This window comes from Bacillus cereus group sp. Bc031, from assembly GCF_027716265.1.
GTDB lineage: Bacteria > Bacillota > Bacilli > Bacillales > Bacillaceae_G > Bacillus_A > Bacillus_A paranthracis.
Map to the genome: position 1 here is coordinate 17211 of NZ_JAQFUL010000011.1, position 20780 is coordinate 37990.

A 20780-nucleotide genomic window follows, 5' to 3' on the forward strand; every position below is an offset into this window, starting at 1 on the left:
TGTTTTTTATTTCGCATATTGAATACGCTTTTGCTGTTCAGCGATATGTAATTCCGGAGCATGGTGTTCTACTAACTGTAATAGCTCCTCGATTAACACTTCTAACTCCTGTACACTATACTCCGGTTTTCCTATTAAAGCATTCGCCATACGCTCATATAAGTTTTCAGGCTTAATAATCATTCGTTCCACATTATATGGCATCCATTTAAACGCCGGGTGATGTACATACATTTTATTCAAACCAAATAAGACACCAAATATATTCCTTTGTGCTTCACAAATAACATCATATAGCATAAGCCAGTCTTTTCGTTTTAAAAGTGCCTCTCGATTATGCCAGCGATTGCTTAACCAAAGATTTTCTGAAATCATCCGTTTCGCTAGATTTTCTGGATATGCTACCACTCTATCTTTTAATGCATGTACTTTCTCTTCTCCATACAAACTAACACCGTCATGCACGGATGATACAATACATTGTTTTTCATAACTTATATCATATTGATCCACCACATCCGAAATCACTTTCTCTACTGTTTCTGTTAAAAAGTTACTAATCTCTAATTTAATTCCTTCTTTCGTCAAATACGTTTCCGACCATTCTTCTTCCTCATAAGGATGATATGACAAAATTGTTCCACCAATATAGTTAATAGGCCCTTTACGATCCTCATTCTCTGGTGGCATTGACCATAAAATATGTAGTTCTATATCTGAATGTTCATCTTCTAGCTTTCTAGCTACTGAACCGGCTAAAATAATAGCCTCCACTTTTGGGTTCTTCCTATAAATCTCTGACATTTCTATTGCTTTCTCTTTTAATCCCACTTCATTTCCCCCTATAATTGCATTACAGCCTTACTTCTTTTATTTATTTCGATATTACACATTTTATTCCCTTTTCAAAGTTCCACTACATCATATTTCTACCCAATAACGTTGTACAATTTCCCCAGTATGAGAAGAAACTACTTCATTTTCTAACACACCGCCAACCTTTTGAATCGTTTTAGCCGAAGCGATATTAGCTTTATCACAAGTTATTAACACTTTCTGCAATCCTAATTTTTGCGCTTCATCCAATGCAAATTGTAGTTGTTTTGTAGCGTAACCTTGGCGACGTTTATTTGGATGGACACTATATCCAATATGACCACTTTCCCGCAATAATTCTGAGTTTAGTCGATGTCTAATATTTACAAAACCTATAAGTTCCCCTTTTTCAAAACTTAAAAATTGGCTAGACGGTACTCGATTACCTTGTAAGTTTTCTCCCGCTTCTTGTATACTCACTTTTTCAAACCATTCATCGAGAGAATCAAAATTTTGTAAAGAACTACTGCCGTGTGGTTGTTCATCAGCATGTAAAAACGCATCGCGATACTCCATAATTTGTTTGCTATATTCATATGTTGGTTTTAATAGTTTCATTGTGCTTCTCCTCTCTAAATAACCTACAACAAACCCCTTAATAGCTCTCTTTCACCATTAAGGGGTTTCTATCATTTTCATTCAAATAATCCCATACTCAAATAACGCTCACCTGTATCAGGTGCAATACATAAAACTTTTTTACCAGCACCTAATCGTTTCGCAATCATAATCGCTGCGTAAACAGAAGCACCAGAAGACGGCCCAACTAATAATCCCTCTTGTCTAGCTAAATTTCTCATTGTCGTTAAAGCCTCTTCGTCTGCAATTTGAATAATTTCGTTATACACTTCCGTATTTAAGTTTTTCGGGATAAACCCTGGACTTGTTCCTACTAGTTTATGAGGACCTGGAACACCTCCGGATAGTACGGGAGATCCTTTCGGTTCTACTACTGCGATATATAAGTTTGGTAGTTTCTCTTTTAACGTTTCTCCAGTCCCTGTAATAGTTCCACCCGTTCCAGCAGTTGCTACGAATGCATCAAGCTTTCCATCCATTTGTTCATAAATTTCAAGTGCAGTTGTATAACGATGAATATTCGGGTTTGCTGGATTTTCAAATTGCTGCGGAATAAAACTATTTGGAATTTTCTCTTGCAATTCTAACGCCTTCGCAATTGCTCCTGGCATTCTTTGTTCTGCCGGTGTTAAAACTACTTCTGCACCGTATGCTTTCAATAAATTTATACGCTCTTTTGACATATTGTCCGGCATAATTAAAATCGCTTTATATCCTTTCGCAGCCGCGTTCATCGCTAAACCAATTCCTGTATTACCACTTGTTGGCTCAATAATTGTATCTCCTGGTTTGATAAGACCATTCTCTTCTGCAACGTGCAATAAATTATAGGCAGCACGGTCTTTCACACTGCGTGATGGATTAAACATTTCTAGTTTTACATACACATCTGCTGCGTCTTCTGGAATAAATTTAGATAAACGGACGACAGGTGTATCTCCTATTAATTCTGTAACATTTTCACATAATTTCATAGTGCATCCCCTATTCTATCGTTTTCTTATCACTTGGTAATAACCAAGAAGTAAGTCCAATTAATGGTAGACAACTACATAGTAACATAATGAATTGTAGACTATATATGTCAGCCAATTTCCCAAGAACTACAGAGCCTAAAGCGCCGAGTCCAAACGCAAGCCCTACAATTAATCCAGATACCATTCCTACTTTTCCAGGAACAAGCTCTTGCGCATATACAACAATTACACTAAAACTACTTGAACTAATAAAACCGATACATAAAAATAGCGGTATGACCCATACGAGCGAAACGTGGGGTAATAAAAGTGCAAGTGGGGCTGAACCTAGCATTGAAAATACAATAATTGTTTTCTTTCCAAATCGATCTGCTAATGGACCACCAAAGAAGGTTCCTAACACACCAGCAATCATAAATGCGAATACGAAATACTGAGCATTTTTTATCGATAAACCGTAATGCTCAATTAAGTAAAATTGATAAAAGTTCCCAATACCAGCACCGTACCAAGATCGTACAAAAGTAAGAAAAACAAGAAGTAAAATAACAAATTTAATATGTGTACTTACAATCGCATTTTCCGCCTCAAGCGCAGCCCTCTTTTTTCTCCTCACAGCGCCAGTCGCTAATTCATTCCTATACCAATTTGATACGAAAATTAATAATACAATTCCTACCGCCGCAAAGGCCGTAAAACCTAAAGAACCAATTTGTCCAAGCGGAACGAAAATTAACGCTGTAAAAATAGGAGCTAGAGAATTACCTGTATTTCCTCCCACTTGATAAATCGCTTGCGCTAAACCTCGTTTCGTCCCTGCTGCCATATAAGCAACTCGGGCGCCTTCTGGATGAAAGACTGCGGAACCTAATCCGATAAATAAAACAGAAATAATAACAATAATAAAGTTCGGTGCAAACGCGAGTCCAATCATCCCAAGCATACTCGAAAACATACCGAGCGGTAATAAAAATGGTGACGGCTTCTTATCCGAATACATACCAAAAACCGGTTGCATAATCGATGATGTCATATTTAACGCAAACGCAATCCACCCTACTTGCATATAGGATAAATTCATCGTTTTTTCCAAAATAGGAAACAACGCGGGCACAACTGCTTGCATCGAATCATTTAAAAAATGACCGAAACTAATCGCAAATAATATTCGATATATTGTCGGTGTTTCTACTCTGTTTTTTTGCGAAACTGCCTGCATATGTGTATTTCTCCTTCCTGTACAAAATATATATTTATTACAGTAGGTGTAATAAATTCTGACTTTTGAAACATTTCTATTCTATACTGGTTTCATTTCTTTTTCCAGAAATATCACCTTTTAAATAATATATTTTTTCTATATGCTTTATCGGATTTATTTATAGAAATTTTCTATATTTTCTTTTATACTAAGGCAGAGATGAAGGAAAGGATGACAACTATGAAGAAAAAAACAAAGGGAATCGTTGCACTCTCAATCACATTATCTATGTTTTTAACAGCATGTGGTCAAAAACAAGAGGCAACAACTACCGGAGAGAAGAAAAAAGAATCTTCGAAACAAGTATTAAACATTGTAGAAGCTGGGGAAATTTCTACACTTGATTCATCTATCGCAACCGATGGGTTTTCTTACGCTGCATTAAACAACGTAATGGAAGGATTATATATGCCTGGTCCTGACAATAAACCTGTTCCTGCAGCAGCTGAATCATACAAACTGAGCGAAGACGGAAAAACATATACATTTACATTACACGATTCAAAATGGTCAAATGGTGATCCAGTAACTGCTCATGATTTTGAATATGCATGGAAACGTGCCGTAAATCCAGAAACTGCTTCTGAATACGCACACATTATGTTCGATATTAAAAACGCTGAAAAAATAAATAAAAAAGAATTACCAATTGATTCATTTGGTGTAAAGGCAATTGATGATAAAACACTTGAAGTACAGTTAGAACACCCTGTTCCATACTTTTTAGGTTTAATGGGGTTTGCAACATTTTATCCTCAAAACAAAAAGGTTGTAGAAGCACAAGGGAAAAATTACGGACTTGAAGCTGCAAATGTAGTTTATAACGGACCTTTCCAATTAAGTGAATGGAAACATGATACAAGTTATAAAATGACAAAAAACCCGAACTACTGGGATAATAAAAATGTGAAATTAAATGAAATTAATGTAAATATCGTAAAAGATACTTCAACAGCTGTTAATTTATTTGAAAGTAAACAAGTAGACCGAATTACGATTAATTCAGAGTTTGTTGATAAATATCAAAAAGATCCGAGCTTAAAGAAGATGGAACGTCCTTCTGTAACGTTTTTCCGATTTAGTCAAAAGAACCCTTTGTTAGCAAACAAAAATGCTCGTAAAGCTATTTCGCTTGCTTTTGATAAACAAGGAATCGCAACAACGATTTTAAACAATGGTTCTATACCTGCGAATGCATTCGTTCCAAAAGGATTCGTAAAAGGACCTGACAATAAAGATTTTCGCAGTACAAGTCATGTAAAAGTAGAAACAAATGTGAAAGAAGCTAAAACACTATGGGAAACTGCGAAAAAAGAAACAAATTTACAAAACGCTTCTCTTTCAATCATAACAACAGATGAGTCTAACGATAAAAAAATTAGTGAGTTTTTAAAAGGTGAGCTGGAGAAAAACTTACCTGGATTAAAAATCACATTACAACCACTTCCAGTAAAAGCATTTTTAGATCGTGAAGGAAATGGTGATTATGACATTTCACTTTCTACATGGGGACCAGATTATCCTGATCCTACAACATTTTTAAATATGTTCGTTACAGACGGACCGTTTAATAAGATGAGTTACTCAAACAAACAATACGACGAATTAATTGAAAAAACGAGCTCTACTTTAGTAACTGACTTACCAGCACGTTGGAAAGCGTTCCAAGATGCTGAGAAAATCTTACTTGAAGATGATGCAGCCATTGCTCCAATCTTCCAATCAGGTCTTGTATATTTAGAGCGTCCAACAGTAAAAGGTGTTGTTATTCGTCCATTTGCAGGAATTTATTCTTATAAGTGGGCCTCTATTACAGAATAAGAAAAAGGCGATCCTAACATATGTTAGAATCGCCTTTTTTATTAAATCGCAAAACGCTTATACTTTTCGTAATCACTCGTCTTACATTCTACTTCTAGTTTCGTACCTTCGTTTTCATAACTCGTAGATAGAACGTGCGCATGAGTATTGAAATAAGAAACTACCTGTCCTTGATCATACGGAATTAGCATTTCACACTTCGTATACTCTTTATAAATGTGTGAGCGAATCATTTCGACAAGTTCTTCAATTCCAACGAGTTTCTTCGCTGATAAATAAACGCGGTCTTCTTGTACTTTCGGAATTTCAACATCTACCATATCTGATTTGTTATAAGCATAAATGGTTGGGATATTTTCTACTCCAATTTTCTTTAACGTTTCATTTGTAATATCAATTAACTGTTCATAATTTGGATTTGCGTAATCTACAACGTGAATAAGTAGGTCTGCTTCCGCTACTTCTTCTAACGTTGAACGGAATGCTTTCACAAGGTGATGTGGTAATTTACTTACAAATCCAACTGTATCTGTTAATAAGAATGATTTGTTATCTGGCAAATCAATATTTCGCACAGATGTTTCTAACGTTGCAAATAACATATCCTTTTCAAATACTTGTTTTTCTTCTGTACCATTGTAAATTTCAAGCATCGCATTCATCGTCGTTGATTTTCCCGCGTTTGTATAACCTACTAATGCTACAACAGGAATTTCATTTTTCTTACGTTGTTTTCGCTGCGTTTGACGCTGCGCAACAAGAGCTTCTAAATCTTTATTTAAAACTGAAATTTGTTCTTCAATTTTACGACGATCCAACTCTAATTTCTTCTCACCGACACCTTTATTTTTCGTACCAACACCGCCGCTCTGTCTTCCTAACGATTCACGAAGACCAATTAAACGAGGCATCATATACTGAAGGTGGGCCACTTCTACTTGCAGCTGCGCTTCCTTCGTTTTCGCACGTTGCGCAAAAATATCTAAAATTAATATGGTACGGTCAATTACTTTACAATCTAAATCCGCTTCTAAATTTCGAATTTGCGAAGGAGATAATTCGTCATTAAAGATGACCATATTCGCATCTACTTCATTTACATAGGCTGCTACTTCTTCAATCTTTCCTTTTCCAATATAATGGGATGGATTTACACGTTGCAAATTTTGCGTCACTTGTCCAATTACCTCTACATCACAAGCTTCTGCAAGATTCGTTAGCTCTTCCATCGAATATGCAAAATCATCCTCATTACCTAAATTTACTCCAACTAAAACTGCTCTTTGTAATAATTCTTCCATATATTTATTCCTCCATTTCGATTACGTAAAATAAAAAACACAGGTCGCTGCCTGTGTTTTCGTAAACGGATAAGGGTTCACCAAAGAAATAGAAGAAAGTTGTGCTTTCATCCTATCTCATAATCAAAAAGTCCCAAGATCGTATGCGTATCCACTATAAGTGTTCACCTATACGATACCATTCTATTTATAAAGGCAAAACAAAAAGAGGGCGTATTCGTCCCTCCCTCTTTTTCACATATAAGCTTAATAAAGGGTTCCTTTAAAATAGGCAGACCAATCCCGTTCACTCTGTACACAGACAGAGCCTTTGAGCGCTATTCAATTATTGGCACAAAGTATTGAGACGTAATCTGATTAAGATCAAAGGAAGCCCCTCCGTTCATTTTAAGTTACATAAAGTGTAGCATAAGTAATTCGCTTTCACAAGGTTTAACAACCTATATCACACGAAAGAAAATCTTTATATTTTTACTTTAATCGTCATTTTTTGCGCGTTCTTCTCACAACAAAAACAATGATTAATAATAGACAAATGGAAATGATAGCAACTTGCCACCAACTGAAACCGCTCACCATCTCCCCTTTTAAATCCACTTTCTTCGTTGGAACAGACTCTTTTGCAATTTGACGTAAAGCCACTTTGTCCGCCCCTGCCTCATCTAATCTCTTCGTTCCACTACAACTATTTGTGTGTAATTGTTTTTCAGATCCTCTTTGAGAAGAATATATTAAGTACTCTCCTCCTTCCACAAAATGAAACACACAATCACCACCATTTGTATATACAATAATTTGCGAAGAATTTGTCCCTTTCCAAATTTTCTTCACTTCAAATAATACTTCAATTCCACCTCCTTCTTTCCTTCCAACCTCAATTACTTGTCCCTCAAACACTACATCGTTTTTTTGAAAAGCCTCTTCTGCTGATACGTTAATACAATCACAAGCATAAGATTTCTCTGGAAAAATAATAAAAATAAAGCTACAAATAATGACAAAAGGCAACATACGTAAAATTCTTTTCAAGGAGCCCAACTCCCTTCATTATCAATTTTAGAAACTTCTCGTATATTATTTTTACAACACTCGCTAAATTCCTCCATAGTAAGCTAAGTCGTTCAATACACTAAAAATCTATATTGACATTTTTATAACCTGATATTAGTATCAGGTTATAAAATGAAGTTAGGAGCTGTTCCTATGAATTCTAAATCCCGTATCACTGCAATTGGTACTCATGTTCCAGAACAAATATTATCAAATCATGATTTAGAAAAAATGATCGATACGAATGATGAATGGATTGTACAAAGAACAGGAATGAAGGAAAGAAGAATCGCTAGCGAAGATGAATACGCCTCAAACTTAGCCATTAAAGCAGTTGAAAATTTATGTACAACATATAAGAAAAACTTAGAAGATGTCGACTGTATCATTGTCGCTACTACTACTGCTGATTACGTTTTCCCTAGTGTTGCTTGCCAAATACAACAATACTTCAACATACCTCATACAATGGCATTTGATTTAAATGCCACTTGCGCTGGTTTCACATATGGCTTGCACGTCGGTAATAGCTTGATTACTTCTGGATCACATAAAAAAGTACTTGTCGTAGCGACCGAGACATTATCAAAAGTTACTGATTACACCGATAGAACGACCTGCATTTTATTTGGCGATGGTGCTGGCGCTATTTTATTAGAAAGAGATGAAAACAAACCAAGCTTTATCGCGTATCACATGGGCACAAACGGTGACGGCGGAATTCACCTATACAGAACAAATTTATCTACTACTATGAATGGCACACAACTGCAAACAAATGAAAAAATCGTTCAAAATGGAATTGAAGTATATAAATGGGCAACACGTACGGTGCCAGCAGGTATAAAAGAACTATTACATACTGCAAATATGCAAAAAGATGATATAGACTGGCTCATTCCTCATAGCGCTAACTTACGCATGATTGAATCTATTTGTGAAAAATCTCAAATTCCAATACAAAAAACATTAACGAGCGTGGAATATATGGGGAATACATCTTCTGTCTCTATTCCACTCGCTCTAGATTTAGCTAGAAAAGAAGGGAAATTAAATAACGGAGACACACTTTTACTGTACGGATTTGGTGGTGGTCTTACACATTTAGGTCTTATTGTGGAGTGGGATTTAAGTTAAATGCATGAAAAAGAGGTTCTAGTCAATAACTAGAACCTCTTCTTTAATTTCTTTCTCCTTTTCGAGACCATATCACAACAGGAATAAGCATGAAAGCTAACACTCCTCCAGCTAATGACAATGCCGCATAACTTGAATTCGCTACTACCATTCCTGACATCGCTCCACCAGAAGCTCCAGCTAACGCAATAAACACATCTATCTTCCCTTGTGTTTTTGCACGTGTGGAAGGTATAGTTGCATCAACAATTTGAGCAGTACCACTTATTAAACCGAGGTTCCACCCTAATCCAAGTAAAGACAAAGCAACGATTAATAGTATTAAAGAATCACTCGGCGCTATCGCAGCTATGACACCTGCTGCTAATAAGATTACTCCACCAGCTATACTCATCGTAGTTCTGCCAATTTTATCAATTAATATTCCTGTAACGAGAGATGGAAGATACATTGCACCTACATGAAAACCAATTACAAGACCTACTGCACTTAAAGCATGACCATGGTGCCCCATATGAACTGGCGTCATTGTCATAATTGCAACCATCACGATTTGTGTAAGTATCATTACGATAGCTCCAACCGTAATGCCTCTTTTATTTTCTTTCGCTTCTTCTGTTACTGGTTGCCCTTTATATGTATGTTCTTGTTTATATGATTCTATCATATTAGCAATAAGTAACGGATCTGGACGTAGCATAACAAAAAGGACAAGACCCGCCAGTATAAACGCCGCCGCTGATAATATGAATGGGCCAGCAAGTTCAGGAATTCCAATTGAATGAGCAAACCTTCCCATTACACCTACTAAATTTGGACCTGCGACTGCACCAAAAGTCGTCATTACCATCGTAATACTAATGGCAGTTGCTCTTTGCTTCTTATTCGCTAAATCCGTTCCAGCATAACGCGCTTGTAAATTTGTAGCTGTACCCGCGCCATATATGAGTAAAGAAACTAGTAAAAGAATAATACTATTTATTAAAGCTGCCAATACAACTCCAATAGCCCCTAGTCCACCTACTATAAACCCGCTGCAAGCCCTACGCGGCGACCATACTTTTGCGATAACTTCCCAACAAAGAAAGCCGCTATCGCAGATCCCATCGTAAACATAGCAGCCGGTAAACCTGCAAATGCATCTGTCCCAAGCATTTGCTGCGCAAGAAGTGCACCTACTGTAATCCCAGCAGCTAACCCAGCTCCGCCGAACATTTGTGAAATACTTACGATTATTAACGTTCTTTTGTATAATTTTCGTTGTCCCTCTTCTGTATACATACGATTACTTATTAAAGCCCCCGCCTTATGTAACAATTCTTCATCCTCCCTTTCAAATTAAACCCTCTTGTTAATGTACTATGTTTAACGTTACATATTCAATGCCATTTTCCATTCTTCTCTTTCATTCTAAAAAACTTTCTAACCAAACTCGACTTCTCTCATGCTATATTAAAAATTCTACCATTCACAATATGTAATCAAAAAACAAAAAACAAGCTGCTATTAGCCTGTTTTCTTTACACTTCCTCTACTACTCTTCCACTTTTCTTTTTACTCAAAACCTTTCTTTCCGAAAATAACAAACTTACTAAAGCACAAATTAAAATAATTGGCACACTCGCTTTATATAAATCTGTAAAACTCATCGCCATCTGACTCTTAGCATAATGGTTTACATCATTCGAAAATGCGAGTACTTCTTTCTTTATACTTTCCTCTTGTTTTTCAACTTCATTTGTCACTTGATTCATAACTTCTTCTCTTTTTATATCTCTATATTCTACTGGAACAGCATTTAACACTTCATCTACTTTTTGGTGAATTAATTCGTCTTTTTTCTCTTTATGTAACCCTACAAATTTTTCATTTTGATGCTTTTCTACATTCGTTTCTATACTTTGATTCTCTATTTTTTCTTTTGTCATTTGTAATATCTCCGCTTGCTGAGTATTACCTACATGAATATTACGCACCTTTTCTTCTGCATAACGATATACATTCTCTTTATTTACAGTTAAGTTGTGAGTTAAGTTAGATACAAATATTGCGACCGCTAAAACAATACCTACTTGCCGCAACATTGACACGACACTTTGAGAAGCAGTTAATAATTCCCCTTCAAACGAAGAAGCACTTAAAACTGTAATTGGACCTACTACTAAACCATACCCAACACCTAGTATCATACATGGAATAATAATTTCTATATTTGTTGAATTAACATCAATCATTTGCAACCAATAATAAGATAAGCCCATCACAAGAAAGCCTGATAAAATAATAGTTACTTTTCCGAGTTTTTTAATTAAAGTTGCTGCAGCTGGTGAGACAAAAAATATCATTGCTGAAATAGGTGTCACTAAAAAAGCTGCTTCAATTTCCGTTCGACCTTGTATTTTCGTCAAGAACGTCGGAAGCAATACAGTAACTCCAATTAAAAATACATTACTTAATATAACAACGATAGATGCTCCAACAAACATTCGATCTTGAAATAAATTTAAATTCACCATTGGATTATGAACCTTTCGTTCCACTAGAACAAATAGAATAAGAGAAATAGTGCTAATTGCATAACAAGACAAGGCTATGTTACTTTGCCATCCCCATGTATTTCCTTTTACTAATACGAGAGTAAAAGAAAAAATTGCTAAGCTACTTAATAGTAGTCCTACCCAATCTATTTTTGAGATAATACGTTCTTCATTTTTTATTTGTAACATAATGCAGCATAAAATGATTCCAAGAATACAAATTGGAACATTTACGAAGAACACCCATCTCCAACCGAAATTTTGTGTAATAATTCCACCTATTACTGGACCCATCGCAGCTGATAGTCCCTGTGTTACTCCCAAAATCGCAAGTGCAACATGCCTCTTTGCTAATGGCATAGCTGATACGCCAATTACCATACTAGTTGGAAATAAAATCGCTGCACCTACACTTTGTATAAAGCGAGAAAAGATAAGAAAATCGCCCGTATTAGCAAAAGCACAAAGTACTGATCCACCACCAAAAATTATCAAACCAACAATATACATCTTTGCTTTCCCAAAAATATCAGCTATCCGTCCTAGCGGAATAGCGAGTACAGCTATTGTCATTGTATAAACATTTAATACCCAAGACATCTTTTCTAATGAAGTATTTACACTCGTTTGTATCGCTGGTAAAGCTATATTCATAATTGTCGTATCAATCATACAAAGAAATATACCTAAGCACATTAAAAAGACAATCTTAATACCCTTTGATTGTTCCATGTTCTTCTACCCCTTTATTTATTATGAACGTTTTTTCAGTCTTCCATTTTATTGTGTTCTTTTGCTTCTAGTTGCTCTAGTTTTCTTTTCAAAGTCTCTACTTGAGCACTATACGATGCGATTCCTACATCAAGTGAAATTTCCTCAACAAAAGTAATACCTTCTCTCCACTTTTCATATTTCAGACGTAGATCCGCAATGTATGCTTCTTTCCTTTCAATTTCGTCCTTAATCCATTTTTTTATCGCCTGACCATCGCTGTAATTACCGAAATACATCCTCATTAAAAAATCTGAACGTAAAACATCTTTCTCTACATCCGTTTGCATGTATTGATAAAACTCTTCACGCCCTGCATCTGTAATAAAGTACATTTTCTTATTCGGTTTCCCTTCTTGCATAACAACTTCTTTTTTTATTTTCCCCTCTTTTTCCAACTGACGTAACGTTGGATAGATCATCCCAAAACTTCCATCAAAGAAATGAGTAAATACATCTTCAAACACAATTTTAATATCATAACCAGACAATTCTTTTCCCATTAATAAACCTAAAACAACATCTCTTCCTTTCAAAATAAGACCCCCACATAGTATATAATCAATAATCATATTAACAATGTTAATATGATTATTGATTATATACCTTATTCTGTTATTTGTAAAATGTTTCTAAATAAAAAACACCCTGTAATTTTATTGTTCAAAATTACAGGGTATCTCTACTTTATATTTCATATGTAAACCTTGTACTATTTTACAACTACATCTTGATTCGTTTCAAAGTCTTCCGTCTTACCTTCTTTCATTTCATAATAATAAGAAGGCAATTCTATACCATGCTCTACAAAATAATCCTCAATTAACGAAATAATCACTTTCAACGTTTTCAAACGTGCGTATAATTTATCGTTGCTCGCGATTATTTGCCATTTTGCATTAGACTTATTTGTTTTTTCAAACATGTCTTCCATTGCCTCAACATACTCGTCCCATTTTTCACGGTTACGCCAATCTTCATCTGTAATTTTCCATCTTTTTAAAGGATTGTTCTCTCTATCCTTAAACCTCTTTAACTGTTCATCTTTACTAATATGATAGAAAAACTTCCCGATTATATAATGATCATCTGTTAATAGTTTTTCAAAATCATTAATCTCGTCATACGCTCTCGTCCACTCTTCCTTTGTAGCAAACCCTTCAACACGCTCAACTAACACGCGGCCGTACCACGAGCGATCGAAAATAGTAATTTGCCCGTACTGAGGTAGTTTCCGCCAGAAACGTTGCAAGTAATGGTACCGTTTCTCATGAGGTGCCGGTGCTCCAATTGGATTTACTTGAAACCCACGCGGATCAAGGTGCTCTGTCACTCGTTTAATCGCTCCGCCTTTTCCAGCCGCATCCCAGCCTTCCATAACGAGCATAACTGCGATTTTTTCTTCTTTTACTATTTGCTGCAACGCTAATAAGCGCCTTTGATATTTTTCAAGTTTCTTATTGTACTTAGATTTCGATTCAATTCTTTTCGTTACATTTACTTTAGCAAGATATCCATGTTCCATAAAACAAATCCCCCTTGTTGTATGACAATGTTATTTTAACATATCCATTGGGATTTTTTTCAAATTAAAATTTTTTTCGAAAAACAATCTCTACTTTTTTTATATCGATAAATTAACTTCACCAATATATTTTTAAGCACACCTATTATTAATTACAAAAACAAAAAAGGAGACTATGCAAAAAAATCTCTACACAGTTTCCTTTTTTAAGATGTATGTCGCTTACTTAGAAAGACTAAAAATAAAAATAGAAACTCCATCGATTCACTCATACTACAAACGAATGACAGGCGGAATACCTCCTTCTGGTAAAAAATAAGCAAATACTGTAAATCCAATGATTAACATTGAAAATAATGTTATTATAATTCCACCTGGTAATGTTAGAAAAAGAGTATTCGGCCTTCTCTTCATAGAGAAAATCATCGAGTATACCCCCAGAAGAAGACTTATTATAGCAATAGTCACATAAACAACTACTGCATACCATGGATTGAGTTCTAATAAAACACCAGAAATAAATATATACAAAAATAATAATTGTAGAAAAATACTGCTTCCCATACTTACGAGCTCTTTCAATATATCCTCCCCCTAAACCGTATGGTATATTATCTCAAAAAGAGAAGAAAATAACAAAAAATCCATTAAAGAATGGGAGCTCTCAAAAAATGAAACGAAAAATATTAACTCTCTTTACGCTTATATGCTTAGCACTACCAATACAAGCTAGTGCATACACATTTCAATCACTACCAATTGCATCAAAGTCTAAACAATGGTATATCGAAATTGATAAATCTCATAACGTAAACAAGCAAGCAATCCAGCCAAAACAAGGTGTATTTGATACATATAGTTTACTCGTAAAAAACATCGGTCATGATGTATCAAACGTATCCGTGGAAATACTTGATAACAATCCTACCTCTAAAGCTACCTTTAAACCTACTACACCTAATGAAAATATTTCTAAAAGTCATACAAGCTTTGACTACATGGTATTCCCATTAGACTTTAATAGTCATAATTTTAAAGTTGTGATTACTTGGGAAGAAAAGAACTTTTCTTACAACGGCCATCCAGTAAATGAAAGTAAAAAAATGAAACAAACATTTGTATTTAATGAAGAGTAAGCCCTAATTTAATTAGGGCTTACTCTTCATTTACAAAACCAGTTTGAATGGCTTCTGTCACTTCTTTTGTTATGTCCAGTTTTGTTGCATCGGTGCTAATTTTCTTATGCCAAATATGCACGGAAGGCTTTTCGTTACAAAAATGTTTTATTAATACTAGTTGATTATATGCTAGCTTATTTTCTCTATGGGTAGCAATATAGACTGTGAAATTTTTTGCTTCAAAGACCTTTTCCTGCAAAGTATATTGGTTGTCCCATTCCTTTGCGACTATATCGTTCAAATTTTCTATAAGCATATAAGTCGTTCCCACCTTCCCTTATATCATCAATCAAATCTTCGAATACTCGGCACACATAATGCTACTCCAATTGTTACAAGTACTAAAATAGCTAGTGTTATAATCGTTATCTCGCCACCTATGACAGTAGCTAACCATCCTACAGCTACATAACCTAGTGGCAATAAAGCAAATGAACCTAACATATCAAGGCTTGCCACTCTTCCAAATGCTTCTTCTGGCACAAGCTCTTGTAAACTCGTTTCCCAAATGAGTCCAAATATCATCATACCGAACCCTTCAATTGCCATTAATACAATTAAAACAGGTGCCCAAGTAATGAACGGCATTATTAAAAGCGCACAACCACTTATTAAAACACCACCATAGGCAAGTACTCCCCGCTTATACCACCGTTCTCTCCCGCCAAATATTAGCGCAGCAACTACAGCTCCAACACCAGAGGATGCCATTCCTAATCCATACACATATGCTTCAAAATGATGATGAACATTAAATAACCATGGAATTAATACGACGATAATTCCTGCATAACAAATATTGATGAAAGAAAAGACTAAAATTGTAATCCATAGCCACGGATGACTTTTTAAAACAAAAACACCTTCCATAAACTCTTGTTTATAATCGAATTTTTTCTTTTCAATAGGTTTTACTTTTTTAAACTTTATTTCTCTTAAAAATAATAAACAAAAAAATGATAACAAATACGTTACTGCATCTAGTCCAAACCCTATTCCGGCAGATGCAACTGAAACGATTAATCCTCCAAGAGCCGGTCCAATTAGTCGTATACCTTGATTACTCATTTGCGTTAATGCATTAGCTGCATTTCGAATTTCTGGTACAAATACTTTCGCTCTTACAGCCGCATACGCTGGCTGAAATATGCCTTCCATAAGTCCATATAATGCTACGAGGACATATAGAAGTGGAATTGTTAATACATCCATAAATATAAGTGTTGCAAGTAATAGCATTAATATGCAGCGAACTATATCTGTAAATAACATTACTTTCACCCGATCCATTCGATCTACTACTAATCCCGCAAACGGTAACGCAAGAATATTAGGAAGCATGTACATTGCCATAGTCATTCCCATTACAACTGTTGAACCAGTTAATGAATACACAACGACTGGCAAAATAACCATCGTTATCGAACTACCTAAAGTCGAAAGCAATTGCCCAATCCATAAAAATTTAAAATGTGGTGACGCTTTAACTGGCAATAATAATTTGCCAACATACCCTAAACCCTTTTCTCTTTGTATTCCCCCTTGCATTTCCCTCTCCTCTTTTCAAATAACTATAGAATTTATACGAAGCAACTAAAAATTCCTAATCTTCTATTTTTAATTATATAAGAAATCATTATATCATGGTAAAATTATCAAAAAATATAAAGGAGAATACATCATTATGCCAAATTCACATAACATCGAACACCGCATCTATACAATGTGTATGATGCAGCGCAATAATGAAGTTTTACTTATAAAACGCCCCGATCATCGAGGTTTTCCTGGTTACATCGCTCCCGGCGGAAAAGTAGATTTTCCAGAAAGTATCGTTCAAGCTGCTAAACGAGAAGTAAAAGAAGAAACTGGATTACTTGTTTCAACTTTAACCTTTAAGGGATTAGATGAATATGTAAATCCGAAAGAAAATGTTCGATATATGGTATTTAACTATTGGACAGATTCATTTGAAGGTGAACTCCTTTCGAATCCTCCTGAAGGCAAATTATTATGGGTACCAATCGATACAGCACTAAATCTTCCTATGCAAAATTGGTTTAAAGAAAGATTTCCATTATTTTTTGCAAAAGGTACGTTTGAAATTCAACGTGTTTGGGACAAAGACTTAGATAAACAAGTCGCTATGACAATTACCCATACGTAAAAAAGCTTGGAATCTCTCCAAGCTTTTCTTACTTCTCCTCTATTTTCTTAATCTCATAATCAATTTCTAAAAACTTAACTCCAAATATCCACATTTTATGGTTAGCTTCTAACATTTGATTGGTGCCCTCTTTAATAATAAACGTCTCTGCTAACGGTAACCGTACTGTAAAGAAACGAGTATGTAAATAAATCCCCTCATCTCCCTTACCATTTCTTCTCAACTTACTAGTAATAATTAAATTATTATTATCATTACGTAATTTTAAAACCCCCGTCATATTCGAATATGGTAGAGGTAATGCAATATTCATATATGTCTCATTCTTATACGTATGTTTTGAGTAAAGAGCTACAAAAATAGATGCTCCTGCTTCATTTTTTCTTAACCAAGCTCTTACATTCTCCCTTCCATCCTTCTCATCCATTACCCCTATGATAGAGCCGTGCATTGTTTCCCACTTGCCGCCCATTCCTAAATGTATTTGTCCTACACGCTTACTCATTTTCTCATAACAAAATGCTAACAGGCGGAACGAACGAGTCCATTTAATATGCGATTGTAACTCATACTCTTTTGTATTTTCATAAAACCGAATAATGCTTAAAGGTATCTTTGTCACGTCAAATGCCTCACTATGAAAATCATCCATTTTATCAACTAAACCGTTGTATTCCTTACTATCTATTACATTTCTGTTATGTAAAAACGCTTCACCAACTGTCGCCTTTCCTCTTAATCTGCTCATTGGTTTCCCGTAATATTTATAGTTCGGAACACTCTTTTCAATCATCCAGCCGACAAATGCCGGTAACGCTACTCCAATTCCATTCACAACACCGTGAATCCAAACCATTTGAGCAATTGTAATCGTCATTACATGTTTCAAATTCCCATACGAGTATATAAGTGAAAACATAATTGTTACCATAAGTGTACTAGACGATATGATCAGCAGAATCTTTGCGTTGATAGCATTAAATTTCGTACGCCAAACATAAATTCCATAACCATAAATAACGCATAAATATAGGAACACTGCAAAAAATTCAAATACCCTTGAATACGTAATTCCTACTGCGACTGTCAGAGGTGAAATAACGATGACAAACATAATAACATCATATACTTTACTTCTCTTTTCTCTTTTTCTCCCAATTAAACCAGCCGATAACGGCAATAGAAACGCCGAATAATGAAAGTGTGCAGCTGTGAGTAAAACAATGTCAGAACTAAAGTGCATAATGGAAAGCTTTGCTACAGAAGCAAAAAACCAAAAACCACCTAAAAACAAATAAATAAACGCACTATCGATAGCTGTCTCTTCTAACGGTGTCCATCCTCTTTCTAGTAATCTATTTATACCAAATAACGCAACGATCCCCGTATATACAAACCAAATTATCGCAAAGATATATTGATTTGTTACGAAAGCTAACATTGCACAAATCGCTGCTATCGGATATAAAAACGATACGGATTTATAAAATAATAAATACGATCCATTTCGTGCTCTTTTATCAATAATACAAAAAGACATCGGTATACATAACAAAATAGATAATAAAATAATTGCTTCAACTGGGTTTACATTTGACCACTCACATATTAGAAAAATAATATAACAAGCAAGCCCAACTATTATATTTTTCATATCATTTATTTCCTCTCCACAAATGTTCCCTTATATGAAAATAGCGAACCAATTAACGGATTTTGTACTTGAACATGAATTCGAAAACATTGTAATTCGTCATCATAACTTTCAACAATGTTTGCCTCTCCGTATAAAAATTTCGGTAAAGAGATTTTTCTTCCAAACATATAAAACCATTGTTTCTTTGAAGAGATATGCATTGCCCCTAACTCATCAATATAAAAATCCAATGTAGAGACGAGTAAATGTGGTTCACCAAAATAATCTACAATTTCATTTTCATCAAGTTTCATTACCGCATTAAAATATCTTTTCTTATTACGAAAGTAAAAAGTACGATTCCACCGCACAAGTTCATGTCCATGTTCATCACGCTCAGCGGTATTATGTATTGTAAATGGCACTCCCTTACCTCTCTCAGAGAAAAACATTCGAAACTTCGATGCAATTTTTAATATGAATTTTACGAAAAAAGAACCACCGTAAATTTCATCCATCTTCCCTTCTCCAATAAAGCTATTTTCTTCTGTAATCTCATAACGTTTCTGTAATTTCGGATGAAGTTTTTTATAAGAATCCCCTAATAATCTTTCATACATATTAGCCATACATTACCCCTTTCTCTTCCTCTTGCAATTTTTTGCACTTGGCAAATTCGTACTATTTATATAACCGACAATCGATAATCCAATTAGAAGTAGATTTAACGTAATTGGATTAAACGGCTCTGTAAAGCTTGCGATATTCGTAAATCCTGCTGCTATCGTTAAGGCTATTAACATAAAAATATGTACGACAAATACTTTTCGTTTTGGAAATGGTAACAGCCATAGGACACCAAAAATAATTTCTAGTAATCCAATTATTTTAAGTATAAAAACACTATGTTCAGTTGAACCAACCATCACCGATAGCATTTTTACTTCTTCTGAATGAGTAAACACTAGTTTCGGTACTATTCCTTGATACATCCATACGAAAGCAAATAAAAAACATACGAGCCAATACGTCACTGTTCTTCTAATGAGCAATCTAGGATAAAGTCCCTTTTCTAACCATAATTTTAAAGCATCAAAACTCCAAGCAGTCGCCCAGCCTAATAACGGCCGAAACATATAGAAATCTATTACATTCCCTATACGACCAAACCTCGTATCATAATCATATTGTGTCTCAAAATGAATGTGTTCTTTACACGGTGTATACTTCCAATAACCACGCCCTATTTGAATAAGAGATAATGTATTATCCGTCCAAAACTTTAAAGAAGAAATTCTTTCACCCGTTTCTTTTCTTATTTCACCTATCGATTCCCCTTCCCCAGCTATTTCAAGTCCAAATCCGATTTTTGTTTTATATAAAAACTTCTGTGGTTCTCCTTCTTTTTTCTCTACATACGAAATTTCAGTAAAGCGAGCATCCCATTCTGTATGTATATGTGGTTCTTGCGTGTATTTCCATAATTTCTCCATTGTTGTGTTCATTTCTGCCGAAACATAAATAGGCTTTTTCCCCTTCATTCCTCCACCTCCAATGCACTATAATTTTAATGTACATGTAATATATTTATTTTGCTACATTTTTCACAAACTTTCTAACAAAAAGAAAGAATTTTTAAAATATATACAAAACACTTGATTCCTCGAAAAATATAAATTATTATAAAACAAATGTTACCAACAACTTCATAAATCAAACACTCTCGCCTAAAACGTGAGATAGAGGTTGCGATACTTATGAGTATTCTAATGGAGACACAGAGATGTCTATGAAATTAGATGAAAGGAAGTATTGCCGAAATCGATATATTTCTCTGTATGTATCGATTGGGGCTGTTTTCGAATAGAAACAGAACTGTCATATGTACAGACGTGTATGTATGAAGAGCTATCTACAAAAAAGAGATATCATTTTCATGGTATTCCTTTTTTGGCGGTTTTTTT

At 34.9% G+C, this 20780-nt stretch carries 19 protein-coding genes, 1 pseudogene and 1 riboswitch; of the genes and pseudogenes, 4 read left to right on the forward strand and 16 right to left on the reverse strand.

Annotation, left to right across the window (positions count from 1 at the left end):
• Positions 1–6 precede the first annotated feature (6 nt).
• The 4 genes from PDQ33_RS06625 to PDQ33_RS06640 all read right to left on the reverse strand — a co-directional run bounded on the left by PDQ33_RS06625 (position 7) and on the right by PDQ33_RS06640 (position 3651).
• Complete coding sequence (locus tag PDQ33_RS06625) at positions 7–831, reverse strand: DUF4037 domain-containing protein (RefSeq protein ID WP_000523167.1); 825 nt, start codon at positions 829–831, stop codon at positions 7–9.
• A gap of 90 nt (positions 832–921) precedes the next feature.
• Entirely contained in the window at positions 922–1434 is a 513-nt protein-coding gene (locus PDQ33_RS06630; protein ID WP_000771318.1) for a GNAT family N-acetyltransferase, read from the reverse strand.
• Between the two features lie 77 nt (positions 1435–1511).
• Entirely contained in the window at positions 1512–2429 is a 918-nt protein-coding gene (cysK, locus tag PDQ33_RS06635) for a cysteine synthase A (RefSeq protein ID WP_000762262.1), read from the reverse strand.
• Positions 2430–2439: 10 nt separating this feature from the next.
• Positions 2440–3651, reverse strand: coding sequence for an MFS transporter (locus PDQ33_RS06640; protein WP_001149408.1), 1212 nt, complete (start codon positions 3649–3651; stop codon positions 2440–2442).
• 222 nt (positions 3652–3873) lie between these two features.
• Here PDQ33_RS06640 and PDQ33_RS06645 point away from each other — a divergent pair, with 222 nt between their 5' ends.
• Positions 3874–5514 carry a peptide ABC transporter substrate-binding protein gene (locus PDQ33_RS06645; RefSeq protein WP_061131125.1) on the forward strand — a complete coding sequence of 547 codons (1641 nt, stop codon included), beginning with the start codon at positions 3874–3876 and terminating at the stop codon, positions 5512–5514.
• 41 nt (positions 5515–5555) lie between these two features.
• Here PDQ33_RS06645 and hflX read toward each other — a convergent pair whose 3' ends face one another.
• Both hflX and PDQ33_RS06655 read right to left on the reverse strand, forming a co-directional pair.
• Positions 5556–6815 carry a GTPase HflX gene (gene hflX / locus PDQ33_RS06650; RefSeq protein WP_270755153.1) on the reverse strand — a complete coding sequence of 420 codons (1260 nt, stop codon included), beginning with the start codon at positions 6813–6815 and terminating at the stop codon, positions 5556–5558.
• A gap of 483 nt (positions 6816–7298) precedes the next feature.
• Positions 7299–7844 carry a hypothetical protein gene (locus tag PDQ33_RS06655; protein WP_000821911.1) on the reverse strand — a complete coding sequence of 182 codons (546 nt, stop codon included), beginning with the start codon at positions 7842–7844 and terminating at the stop codon, positions 7299–7301.
• Positions 7845–8018: 174 nt separating this feature from the next.
• On the opposite strand from PDQ33_RS06655, the gene PDQ33_RS06660 reads away from it, so the two are divergent.
• Positions 8019–9002 carry a ketoacyl-ACP synthase III gene (locus tag PDQ33_RS06660; protein WP_270755155.1) on the forward strand — a complete coding sequence of 328 codons (984 nt, stop codon included), beginning with the start codon at positions 8019–8021 and terminating at the stop codon, positions 9000–9002.
• Between the two features lie 43 nt (positions 9003–9045).
• Here PDQ33_RS06660 and PDQ33_RS06665 read toward each other — a convergent pair.
• The 5 genes and pseudogenes from PDQ33_RS06665 to PDQ33_RS06685 all read right to left on the reverse strand — a co-directional run bounded on the left by PDQ33_RS06665 (position 9046) and on the right by PDQ33_RS06685 (position 14417).
• A pseudogene (locus tag PDQ33_RS06665) lies at positions 9046–10283 on the reverse strand (MFS transporter).
• Between the two features lie 239 nt (positions 10284–10522).
• Positions 10523–12271 (reverse strand): MFS transporter, encoded by a 1749-nt coding sequence (locus PDQ33_RS06670; RefSeq protein ID WP_061131123.1) that lies wholly within the window; start codon positions 12269–12271, stop codon positions 10523–10525.
• Between the two features lie 35 nt (positions 12272–12306).
• Entirely contained in the window at positions 12307–12846 is a 540-nt protein-coding gene (locus PDQ33_RS06675; RefSeq protein ID WP_061131122.1) for a PadR family transcriptional regulator, read from the reverse strand.
• Between the two features lie 176 nt (positions 12847–13022).
• Positions 13023–13835, reverse strand: a complete 813-nt coding sequence (locus PDQ33_RS06680) for a polyphosphate kinase 2 family protein (protein ID WP_270755158.1) — start codon at positions 13833–13835, stop codon at positions 13023–13025.
• Positions 13836–14108: 273 nt separating this feature from the next.
• Entirely contained in the window at positions 14109–14417 is a 309-nt protein-coding gene (locus PDQ33_RS06685; RefSeq protein WP_000661601.1) for a hypothetical protein, read from the reverse strand.
• Positions 14418–14506: 89 nt separating this feature from the next.
• Between PDQ33_RS06685 and PDQ33_RS06690 the strand changes: the two genes are divergently transcribed.
• On the forward strand, positions 14507–14971 hold the full coding sequence (locus PDQ33_RS06690; RefSeq protein WP_000823326.1) for a hypothetical protein: 465 nt from the start codon (positions 14507–14509) through the stop codon (positions 14969–14971).
• A gap of 19 nt (positions 14972–14990) precedes the next feature.
• On the opposite strand, the gene PDQ33_RS06695 is transcribed toward PDQ33_RS06690, so the two are convergent.
• Together PDQ33_RS06695 and PDQ33_RS06700 are read right to left on the reverse strand one after the other, a co-directional pair.
• Positions 14991–15269, reverse strand: coding sequence for a hypothetical protein (locus PDQ33_RS06695; protein WP_016717143.1), 279 nt, complete (start codon positions 15267–15269; stop codon positions 14991–14993).
• A 29-nt stretch (positions 15270–15298) separates the two neighbouring features.
• A complete protein-coding gene (locus PDQ33_RS06700; protein ID WP_061130803.1) occupies positions 15299–16561 on the reverse strand; it encodes an MFS transporter in 1263 nt (420 codons plus the stop codon).
• A 136-nt stretch (positions 16562–16697) separates the two neighbouring features.
• Between PDQ33_RS06700 and PDQ33_RS06705 the strand changes: the two genes are divergently transcribed.
• Positions 16698–17180 (forward strand): 8-oxo-dGTP diphosphatase, encoded by a 483-nt coding sequence (locus tag PDQ33_RS06705; RefSeq protein WP_061130802.1) that lies wholly within the window; start codon positions 16698–16700, stop codon positions 17178–17180.
• Positions 17181–17208: 28 nt separating this feature from the next.
• Here PDQ33_RS06705 and PDQ33_RS06710 read toward each other — a convergent pair whose 3' ends face one another.
• Genes PDQ33_RS06710 through PDQ33_RS06720 form a run of 3 tightly spaced genes read right to left on the reverse strand, consistent with a single transcriptional unit; the run spans position 17209 to position 20357 of the window.
• Entirely contained in the window at positions 17209–18834 is a 1626-nt protein-coding gene (locus PDQ33_RS06710) for a YndJ family protein (protein ID WP_071742605.1), read from the reverse strand.
• A 5-nt stretch (positions 18835–18839) separates the two neighbouring features.
• Complete coding sequence (locus tag PDQ33_RS06715; RefSeq protein WP_061130800.1) at positions 18840–19445, reverse strand: DUF4166 domain-containing protein; 606 nt, start codon at positions 19443–19445, stop codon at positions 18840–18842.
• A gap of 3 nt (positions 19446–19448) precedes the next feature.
• Entirely contained in the window at positions 19449–20357 is a 909-nt protein-coding gene (locus PDQ33_RS06720) for a DoxX-like family protein (RefSeq protein WP_061130799.1), read from the reverse strand.
• 191 nt (positions 20358–20548) lie between these two features.
• Positions 20549–20735, forward strand: a riboswitch (Lysine riboswitch).
• Positions 20736–20780 lie beyond the last annotated feature (45 nt).

Excerpts from the sequence above, each read along its gene's own strand:
- PDQ33_RS06690 (WP_000823326.1), top strand. The coding sequence starts at position 14,507 with ATGAAACGAAAAATATTAACTCTCTTTACGCTTATATGCTTAGCACTA.
- PDQ33_RS06645 (WP_061131125.1), top strand. The coding sequence starts at position 3,874 with ATGAAGAAAAAAACAAAGGGAATCGTTGCACTCTCAATCACATTATCT.
- cysK (WP_000762262.1), bottom strand. The coding sequence starts at position 2,429 with ATGAAATTATGTGAAAATGTTACAGAATTAATAGGAGATACACCTGTC.
- PDQ33_RS06710 (WP_071742605.1), bottom strand. The coding sequence starts at position 18,834 with ATGAAAAATATAATAGTTGGGCTTGCTTGTTATATTATTTTTCTAATA.
- PDQ33_RS06670 (WP_061131123.1), bottom strand. The coding sequence starts at position 12,271 with ATGGAACAATCAAAGGGTATTAAGATTGTCTTTTTAATGTGCTTAGGT.
- PDQ33_RS06705 (WP_061130802.1), top strand. The coding sequence starts at position 16,698 with ATGCCAAATTCACATAACATCGAACACCGCATCTATACAATGTGTATG.
- PDQ33_RS06695 (WP_016717143.1), bottom strand. The coding sequence starts at position 15,269 with ATGCTTATAGAAAATTTGAACGATATAGTCGCAAAGGAATGGGACAAC.
- PDQ33_RS06680 (WP_270755158.1), bottom strand. The coding sequence starts at position 13,835 with ATGGAACATGGATATCTTGCTAAAGTAAATGTAACGAAAAGAATTGAA.
- PDQ33_RS06630 (WP_000771318.1), bottom strand. The coding sequence starts at position 1,434 with ATGAAACTATTAAAACCAACATATGAATATAGCAAACAAATTATGGAG.
- PDQ33_RS06660 (WP_270755155.1), top strand. The coding sequence starts at position 8,019 with ATGAATTCTAAATCCCGTATCACTGCAATTGGTACTCATGTTCCAGAA.
- PDQ33_RS06700 (WP_061130803.1), bottom strand. The coding sequence starts at position 16,561 with ATGCAAGGGGGAATACAAAGAGAAAAGGGTTTAGGGTATGTTGGCAAA.
- PDQ33_RS06720 (WP_061130799.1), bottom strand. The coding sequence starts at position 20,357 with ATGAAGGGGAAAAAGCCTATTTATGTTTCGGCAGAAATGAACACAACA.
- hflX (WP_270755153.1), bottom strand. The coding sequence starts at position 6,815 with ATGGAAGAATTATTACAAAGAGCAGTTTTAGTTGGAGTAAATTTAGGT.
- PDQ33_RS06640 (WP_001149408.1), bottom strand. The coding sequence starts at position 3,651 with ATGCAGGCAGTTTCGCAAAAAAACAGAGTAGAAACACCGACAATATAT.
- PDQ33_RS06715 (WP_061130800.1), bottom strand. The coding sequence starts at position 19,445 with ATGGCTAATATGTATGAAAGATTATTAGGGGATTCTTATAAAAAACTT.